Below are 7,015 nucleotides of genomic sequence, written 5' to 3'. Positions count from 1 at the left end.
GGCCGCCGACGGCTGGCGCCGCTACCCGAGGGGAAGGGCCTTCCTGGACGCGTTGCGCGCCCGCCGTCCCGCGCACGCGGTGTGGCAGGCCCTGCCGGGGGAGGACTGGCCGACGCGGCTGGCGGAGCTGACCACGACGGTCGCGGCCGACGGCAGGGGCCCAGTGCTCGTGGTTCCCGACCCCCGCGACGCCACCCGGACGTCCGAGGCGTGCGAGCGGCTCGCCGGGCCGGACACGGTGGTGGCGCTGTCGGCGGAGGTGGGTCCCGCGCGGCGGTACCGGCGCTGGCTGGCGGTGTTGCGCGGCAGCGCGCGCATCGTGGTCGGCACCCGCGCGGCCATGTTCGCCCCTGTCCACGAACCGGGGCTGTACGTGGTGTGGGACGACGGGGACGACCTGCACGCCGAGCCCCGCATGCCGTATCCGCAGGTGCGCGACGTGCTGGTGCTGCGGGCACACACCGACGGCGTGCCGTTGCTGGTGGCCGGTCACGCGCGCACCGCGGAGGCGCAGCTGCTGCTGGAGGCCGGCTGGGCGCACCCGATCGTGGCCGGGCGGGAGGAGTTGCGCGCCTCGGCTCCCCGCGTCACCCCGACCGGTGAGGACTTCGACGTCGCCAGGGACGAGGCGGCCAGGGCGGCGCGGTTGCCCGCGGTGGCGTTCGAGGCGGCCAGGGCGGCGCTGGCGGGTGGCGCTCCGGTTCTGGTGCAGGTACCCCGCCGGGGGTACGTGCCGAGCCTGGCCTGCGCGAGGTGCCGCACCCGGGCCCGTTGCCGCCGCTGTGCGGGGCCGCTGCTGCTGCCGGGCGGTGCCGAGGCCGGGCTGCCGCGCTGTCGCTGGTGCGGCGTGGTGGAGGCGAACCACCGCTGCGCCGCGTGCGGGTCGCCCCGGCTGCGGGCCGTCGTGATCGGGGCGGGCAGGACGGCGGAGGAACTCGGCAGGGCGTTTCCCGGTACGTCGGTGCGCACCTCCGGCGGCGGGGAGGTACTGGCAGGCGTGCCCGCCCGGCCCGCGCTGGTCGTGGCCACGCCCGGTGCGGAGCCGGTGGCCGAGGGCGGCTACGGCGCCGCGCTGCTGCTGGACGGGTGGGCGTTGCTCGGCAGGCAGGACCTGCGCGCCGCGGAGGAGACGCTTCGCAGGTGGATGGCGGCGGCCGCGCTGGTGCGTCCCGCCGGTGAGGGCGGCAGGGTCGTGGTCGGCGCGGAGGCGGGCATCCCCGTCGTGCAGGCCCTGCTGCGGTGGGATCCCGGCTGGCACGCCGAACTGGAACTGGCCGAGCGCGCCGAACTGGGGTTTCCGCCCGCGGTGCGGATGGCGAGCGTGGAGGGGTCCGCCGAGGCCGTGGCCTCGTTGCTGGAGGAGTTGCGCCTGCCGGACTCGGCGGAGGTGCTGGGGCCGGTACCGCTCGGCGAACTCGACGACGAGGGCAGGGCGCAGCGCGAGCGCGCGCTGGTGCGGGTGCCGCGTGCCGACGGCAGGGCGCTCGCCGCGGCCGTGCATGCCGCACGCGCGGCCCGCGACGCCAGGAAGGTGACAGAGGCGGTGCGGATCCAACTCGACCCGCTCTCGCTCGGCTGAGGCGGCGTGGCCGAAGCGGTGCCGGCCACGGGTTCTAGACTGGCCGCGATGCCCGATTCCCGCTTCACCGTCTTCAGTGCTTTCGCCGTTTTCGGTGTTCTGGCCGTCGCCGCCAGGAACCGCCGATGAGGCTGGTCTTCGCAGGCACGCCCGAACCCGCCGCCCCCTCGCTACGGGAGTTGCTTCGGTCCAGGCACGAGGTCGTCGCCGTCGTCACGCGGCCGGACGCACCCGCAGGCCGGGGACGCAGGCTCGCGCGCTCGCCCGTGGCAGCGCTCGCCGACGAACACGGCATCGAGGTGCTGACCCCGCGGCGCCCCGGCGATCCCGACTTCCTCGACCGGCTGGCGCGGCTTGCCCCGGATGCCTGTCCGGTGGTGGCCTACGGCGCGTTGCTGCCACAGCCCGCGCTCGACGTTCCCCGGCACGGCTGGGTCAACCTGCACTTCTCGCTGCTGCCCGCCTGGCGCGGCGCGGCCCCGGTGCAGGCGGCGATCAGAGCGGGCGACGACATCACCGGCGCGACGACCTTCCGCATCGTGCCCGAGCTGGACGCGGGACCGGTGTTCGGCACGGTCACCGAGAAGATCGGCGCCACCGACACCGCGGGGGACCTGCTGGACCGGCTCGCCGTGTCCGGGGCGGCGTTGCTGATCTCCACGATGGACGCGATCGAGGACGGCACGGCGAGCCCGGTGCCGCAGCCCGCCGACGGAGTGAGCTACGCGCCCAAGATCACCGCCGAGGACGCCCGCGTCGACTTCGCCGATCCGGCCCTGGCGGTGGACCGGCAGGTGCGTTCGGTGACGCCGGACCCGGGCGCGTGGGCGGTCTTTCGGGGAGAGCGGCTCAAACTCGGGCCGGTGACGCCGGTGGAAGGCCCCGCTGCCGCACCGGGCGAGTTGCTGGTCGAGCGCGACCGGGTGCTGGTGGGTACCGCGACCGGTCCGGTGCGGCTCGGCGAGGTGCAGGCGCGGGGCAAGAAGCGGCTGCCCGCGACCGACTGGGCGCGCGGCGCGAGGATCGAGCAGAAAGAGCGCCTGGAATGACGGCCGAACGCAGGCGGCACGACCGCACCCGACGACCCGCGCCGCGCAAGCAGGGTCCGCGCAGGCCACCCGCGGACGACCCCGCCCGGCGTGCTGCCTTCGACGTGTTGCGGGCGATCAGCGATCGTGACGCCTACGCCAACCTGGTGCTGCCGGAGTTGCTGCGGGAGCGCCGGATCACCGGAAGGGACGCCGCGCTGGCCACCGAGCTGACCTACGGCACCGCGCGGGCTCAGGGGCTGCTCGACGAGATCATCGCCGCCTGCCTGGACCGGCCGCTGGAGAAGGTGGACAGGGCGGTACTGGACGGGCTGCGGCTGGGTAGCTACCAGCTGCTGCGCACCCGCATCCCGCACCACGCCGCCGTGGCGTCCACGGTGGACCTGGTGCGGGAGGAGGCGGGCTCGCACGTGGCCGGGTTCGCCAACGCCGTACTGCGGAAGGTGTCCGAAAAGGACGAGCAGGAGTGGCTGGCCGAGCTCGCGCCGGACCCCGGGACCGACCCGATCGGCAACCTGGCGCTGCGCACCGCGCATCCGCGCTGGATCGCGCGGGCGTTCGCCGAGTCGCTGGGGGACAAGGGCGCCGAACTGGAGGCCGCGCTGCGCGCCGACGACGCCAGGCCGACCGTGCACCTGCTGGCCAGGCCGGGGGAGATCAGCGCCGAGGAACTGGCCGCCGTCACGGCGGGCGAGGTGGCGCCGTACTCGCCGTACGGGGTGCACCTGCCCGCGGGCACCGGTGACCTGACCGAGTCGGAGGCGATCCGGCAGGGCCTTGCCACGGTGCAGGACGAGGGCAGCCAACTCGTCGCCGTCGCCGCCACCGAGGTCGACCTCAGCGGCGAAGGGGACAGCAGGTGGCTGGACCTGGCCGCCGGTCCGGGAGGCAAGGCGGTGTTGCTGGGTGCGTTGGCCGCGCTGTCGGGAGCCGAACTCGACGCGGTGGAGAAGGCACCGCACCGGGCGCGGCTGGTGCGGCGGGTCACCGAGGGCCTGCCCGTGACCGTGCACGTCACCGACGGCCGCGATCCCGGGCTGGCGGGCGGCTACGACCGTGTGCTGCTGGACGCGCCGTGCAGCGGTCTGGGGTCGCTGCGCAGGCGACCGGAGGCGCGCTGGCGCAAGGAACCCTCCGACATCCCCGACCTGACCAGGTTGCAGGGCGAACTGCTCGGCTCGGCGATCAGCCTGTTACGAACGGGTGGTGTGGTCACCTACGTGGTGTGCACTCCGCACCTCGCCGAGACCGAGGGCGTGGTTTCCGACGCCCTGCGCAAGAGCGACGGCGCGGTGGAAGTGGTCGACGCGCGCGAGTTCTTCCCCGGCGTGCCGCACCTGGGGGACGGCCCGTACGTGCAGTTGTGGCCTCACCGGCACGGCACCGACGCCATGTTCTGCGCGATGCTGCGCAAGCTGTGACGGCGGTGCCCGGGGTGCTCGGCCTGGTGGCCGCCTCCTGCGGCGGTGTGCAGACCCGGTTGTGCGCCGAACTCGCCGAGCCCGCCGTGCGGCGAGGGTGGCGGCTGGCCGTCACGCTGACCCCGACCGCGGCGCGCTGGCTGGCCGAAACGGGCGAGCTGGACCGGCTGCGGTCGCTGACCGAGTTGGAGGTTCGCCACGCAGCCCGGCTACCGGGGCAGCCGCGCCCGCATCCGGACCCGGCGACGTTCCTGTTCGCCCCCGCGAGCGCGAACTCCGTGGCCAAGCTCGCGCTCGGCATCGCAGACAACCAGGCGACCACCGTGCTCGGCGACGCGCTGGGCGAGCCGGGCGTCGATATCGTGGTGGGCTACCAGGTGCGGGACGGCCGGTTCGCCCACCCTGCCTGGCAGGGCCACCTCGACACGCTGCGCGCCGCCGGGGTGCGCAGCCACCGGCTGCTGCCGGGACGGTCGTGGACGGAGCTGCTGGACCTGCTGGAGTGAGTCTGCTGTCCGAAGCCGTCCGGATTCCGGTCCGCCACCGCGCGCGTGGGGGGCGTGCGGACCCTCGTACACTCGCGGCGTGGCCCAGCAACAACCTCTGATCGCACCCAGCATCCTCTCCGCCGACTTCGCCCGGCTCGGTGAACAGATCCACGCCGTCGAAGGCCACGGCGACGCGCGCGCCGACTGGGTGCACGTCGACGTGATGGACGGCCACTTCGTGCCCAACCTCACGCTGGGCCTGCCGGTGGTGACCTCGCTGTTGCGGGTCACCGACCTCCCGCTGGACTGCCACCTGATGATCGAGGACCCCGACCGCTGGGCGCCCGGCTACGCGGAGGCGGGTGCCTACAACGTCACCGTGCACGTGGAGGCGGCGCACGACCCGGTGATGATCGCGAAGAACCTGCACGCCGCGGGGGCCAAGGCGGGCCTTTCGGTGAAGCCGGACACCCCGCTGGAAGACCATCTCGACACGCTGAAGCACTACGACACGCTGCTGGTGATGTCGGTGGAGCCCGGTTTCGGCGGCCAGTCGTTCATCCCCGAGGTGCTGGACAAGGTCCGCACCGCCCGCCGCCTCGTCGACACCGGGCACCTGAAGGTGCTCGTGGAGATCGACGGCGGCATCAACGCCGACACCATCGAACAGGCCGCCGAGGCCGGAGTCGACTGCTTCGTCGCGGGCTCGGCCGTGTACGGCGCGCAGGACCCCGCCGAGGCCGTAGCGGCGCTGCGAGCACAGGCGAGGCGGGCAGCACGGCGGTGAGCCCGGCACCGGGCGAGCCCGACACCGACCCGACCTCGGACGCGGTGGCGCGGGCCATGGCCCGCGCGCTGGCCCTCGGCGAGTCGGTGCGCGGCACCACCAGCCCCAACCCGCCCGTGGGCGCGGTGATCCTCGACGCGGCGGGCAGGCAGGTCGGCGAGGGCGCCACCCAGCCGCCCGGGGGGCCGCACGCGGAGGTGATGGCGCTGCGGCAGGCCGGTGACCGCGCTCGCGGCGGCACCGCCGTCGTCACCCTCGAGCCGTGCGCGCACCACGGCCGCACCCCGCCGTGCGCGGACGCGCTGGTCCGTGCCGGGATCGCGGCCGTGCGCTTCGCCGTGGCCGACCCGCACCCGCTGGGCGCGGGCGGCGGCGAGGTGCTGCGCTCGTCCGGCGTGGACGTGGCCGAGGGGTTGCTCGCCGATCAGGTCAGCGGTGGCCCGCTTCGGGCGTGGCTGCACGTCACCCGCACCGGCCGCCCGCACGTGACCTGGAAGTACGCGGCGAGCCTCGACGGCCGCGTCGCCGCGGCCGACCGCACCAGCAGATGGATCTCCGGCCCGCGGTCGCGCGCCGAGGTGCACGCCATGCGTGCCGCGGCCGACGCGATCGTGGTGGGCACCGGCACCGTGCGCGCGGACGACCCGTGGCTGACCGTCCGCACATCCGAGGGCGAACTCGCCTCCCGACGGCCGTTGCGAGTGGTGGTGGGCACGGGGGAGATCGGCGACTCAGCCAGGGTGCTCGACGATGCGGCGCCGACGCTGCGGGCACGCACCCGCGACCCCCGGCAGGTGCTCGCCCTGCTCGCCGAACGCGACGTGGTGGACGTGCTGCTGGAGGGCGGTCCCACGCTGGCGGGCGCCTTCGTGCGGGCAGGCGCGGTGGACCGGATCGTGGCCTACGTCGCGCCGATCCTGCTCGGGCAGGGGCCGGTCGCGCTCGGACCCTCGGGCGTGTCGACGATCACCGAAGCGCACCAATGGCGGGTCGAAGGGGTCACCATGACTGGTAGGGATGTGCGGATCTCGGCGGTCCCGGCCACGGGGCAAGGAGGCGGCTAGTGTTCACCGGCATTGTTGAGGAGCTCGGCGAGGTCGTCGGCGTCGAGCGGCGAGGTGACGCCACCCGCCTCACCGTGCGCGGGCCGGTGGTGGCCGGCGACGCCCACCATGGCGACTCCATCGCCGTGAACGGCGTGTGCCTGACCGTGGTCGACGTCTCCGGCGGCGACTTCACCGTGGACGTGGTGGCCGAGACGCTGCGGCGCACCAGCCTGGACAAGGTCGAACCGGGCAGGCTGGTGAACCTGGAGCGGGCGATGCCCGCCGACGGCCGGTTCGGCGGGCACGTCATGCAGGGCCATGTCGACGGCACCGCGGTGTTCCTTTCCCGGGAACCGGAAGGGCTCACCCACTTCGCGTTCCCGCCCGAGCTGGGGCGCTACATCGTGGAGAAGGGCTCCATCGCCGTGGACGGCATCTCGCTGACCGTGGCGGGGGTGACGGCGGAGGAGTTCACGGTGGCGCTGATCCCCACCACGCTGCGGCTGACCACGCTGGGTCGTGCCGAACCGGGCGACCGGGTCAATCTCGAGGTCGATGTGCTGGCCAAGTACGTCGAGAAACTGGCCGGCGTCCACCTTCGGGGTGCCTCGGTGGACAATGGTGTGGGCAAGGAGGACGCGTGAC

The 7,015-nt window shown here is 74.4% G+C and carries 7 protein-coding genes; all 7 read left to right on the top strand.

Features of this window, described 5'->3' with window-relative positions:
• On the top strand, window positions 1-1,579 hold a 1,579-nt coding region (locus tag SACMADRAFT_RS16325; protein ID WP_009154940.1), incomplete at its 5' end, for a hypothetical protein.
• 125 nt (window positions 1,580-1,704) lie between these two features.
• A complete protein-coding gene (fmt, locus tag SACMADRAFT_RS16320) occupies window positions 1,705-2,628 on the top strand; it encodes a methionyl-tRNA formyltransferase (protein ID WP_009154939.1) in 924 nt (307 codons plus the stop codon).
• Window positions 2,625-4,049, top strand: coding sequence for an RsmB/NOP family class I SAM-dependent RNA methyltransferase (locus SACMADRAFT_RS16315; RefSeq protein WP_009154938.1), 1,425 nt, complete (start codon window positions 2,625-2,627; stop codon window positions 4,047-4,049). The genes fmt and SACMADRAFT_RS16315 overlap by 4 nt, the downstream gene beginning before the upstream one ends.
• A gap of 5 nt (window positions 4,050-4,054) precedes the next feature.
• Entirely contained in the window at window positions 4,055-4,555 is a 501-nt protein-coding gene (locus SACMADRAFT_RS16310; RefSeq protein ID WP_157617432.1) for a flavoprotein, read from the top strand.
• Between the two features lie 97 nt (window positions 4,556-4,652).
• Window positions 4,653-5,324, top strand: a complete 672-nt coding sequence (rpe, locus tag SACMADRAFT_RS16305; RefSeq protein WP_040926502.1) for a ribulose-phosphate 3-epimerase — start codon at window positions 4,653-4,655, stop codon at window positions 5,322-5,324.
• A gap of 56 nt (window positions 5,325-5,380) precedes the next feature.
• On the top strand, window positions 5,381-6,388 hold the full coding sequence (gene ribD, locus SACMADRAFT_RS16300) for a bifunctional diaminohydroxyphosphoribosylaminopyrimidine deaminase/5-amino-6-(5-phosphoribosylamino)uracil reductase RibD (RefSeq protein ID WP_050998382.1): 1,008 nt from the start codon (window positions 5,381-5,383) through the stop codon (window positions 6,386-6,388).
• The gene (locus SACMADRAFT_RS16295) at window positions 6,388-7,014 is read left to right on the top strand and encodes a riboflavin synthase (RefSeq protein WP_009154934.1); all 627 of its coding nucleotides are present in this window, start codon (window positions 6,388-6,390) and stop codon (window positions 7,012-7,014) included. The genes ribD and SACMADRAFT_RS16295 overlap by 1 nt, the downstream gene beginning before the upstream one ends.
• Window position 7,015: the final 1 nt, after the last annotated feature.

The sequence above is a fragment of the Saccharomonospora marina XMU15 genome (genome assembly GCF_000244955.1).
GTDB lineage: Bacteria > Actinomycetota > Actinomycetes > Mycobacteriales > Pseudonocardiaceae > Saccharomonospora_A > Saccharomonospora_A marina.
The sequence above is the reverse complement of the archived record's forward strand: the minus strand, read 5'-3'. Positions and strand labels throughout refer to the sequence as shown.

Coding starts and splice junctions, on each gene's coding strand:
- fmt (WP_009154939.1), top strand. CDS start 1,705: ATGAGGCTGGTCTTCGCAGGCACGCCCGAACCCGCCGCCCCCTCGCTA.
- SACMADRAFT_RS16315 (WP_009154938.1), top strand. CDS start 2,625: ATGACGGCCGAACGCAGGCGGCACGACCGCACCCGACGACCCGCGCCG.
- ribD (WP_050998382.1), top strand. CDS start 5,381: ATGGCCCGCGCGCTGGCCCTCGGCGAGTCGGTGCGCGGCACCACCAGC.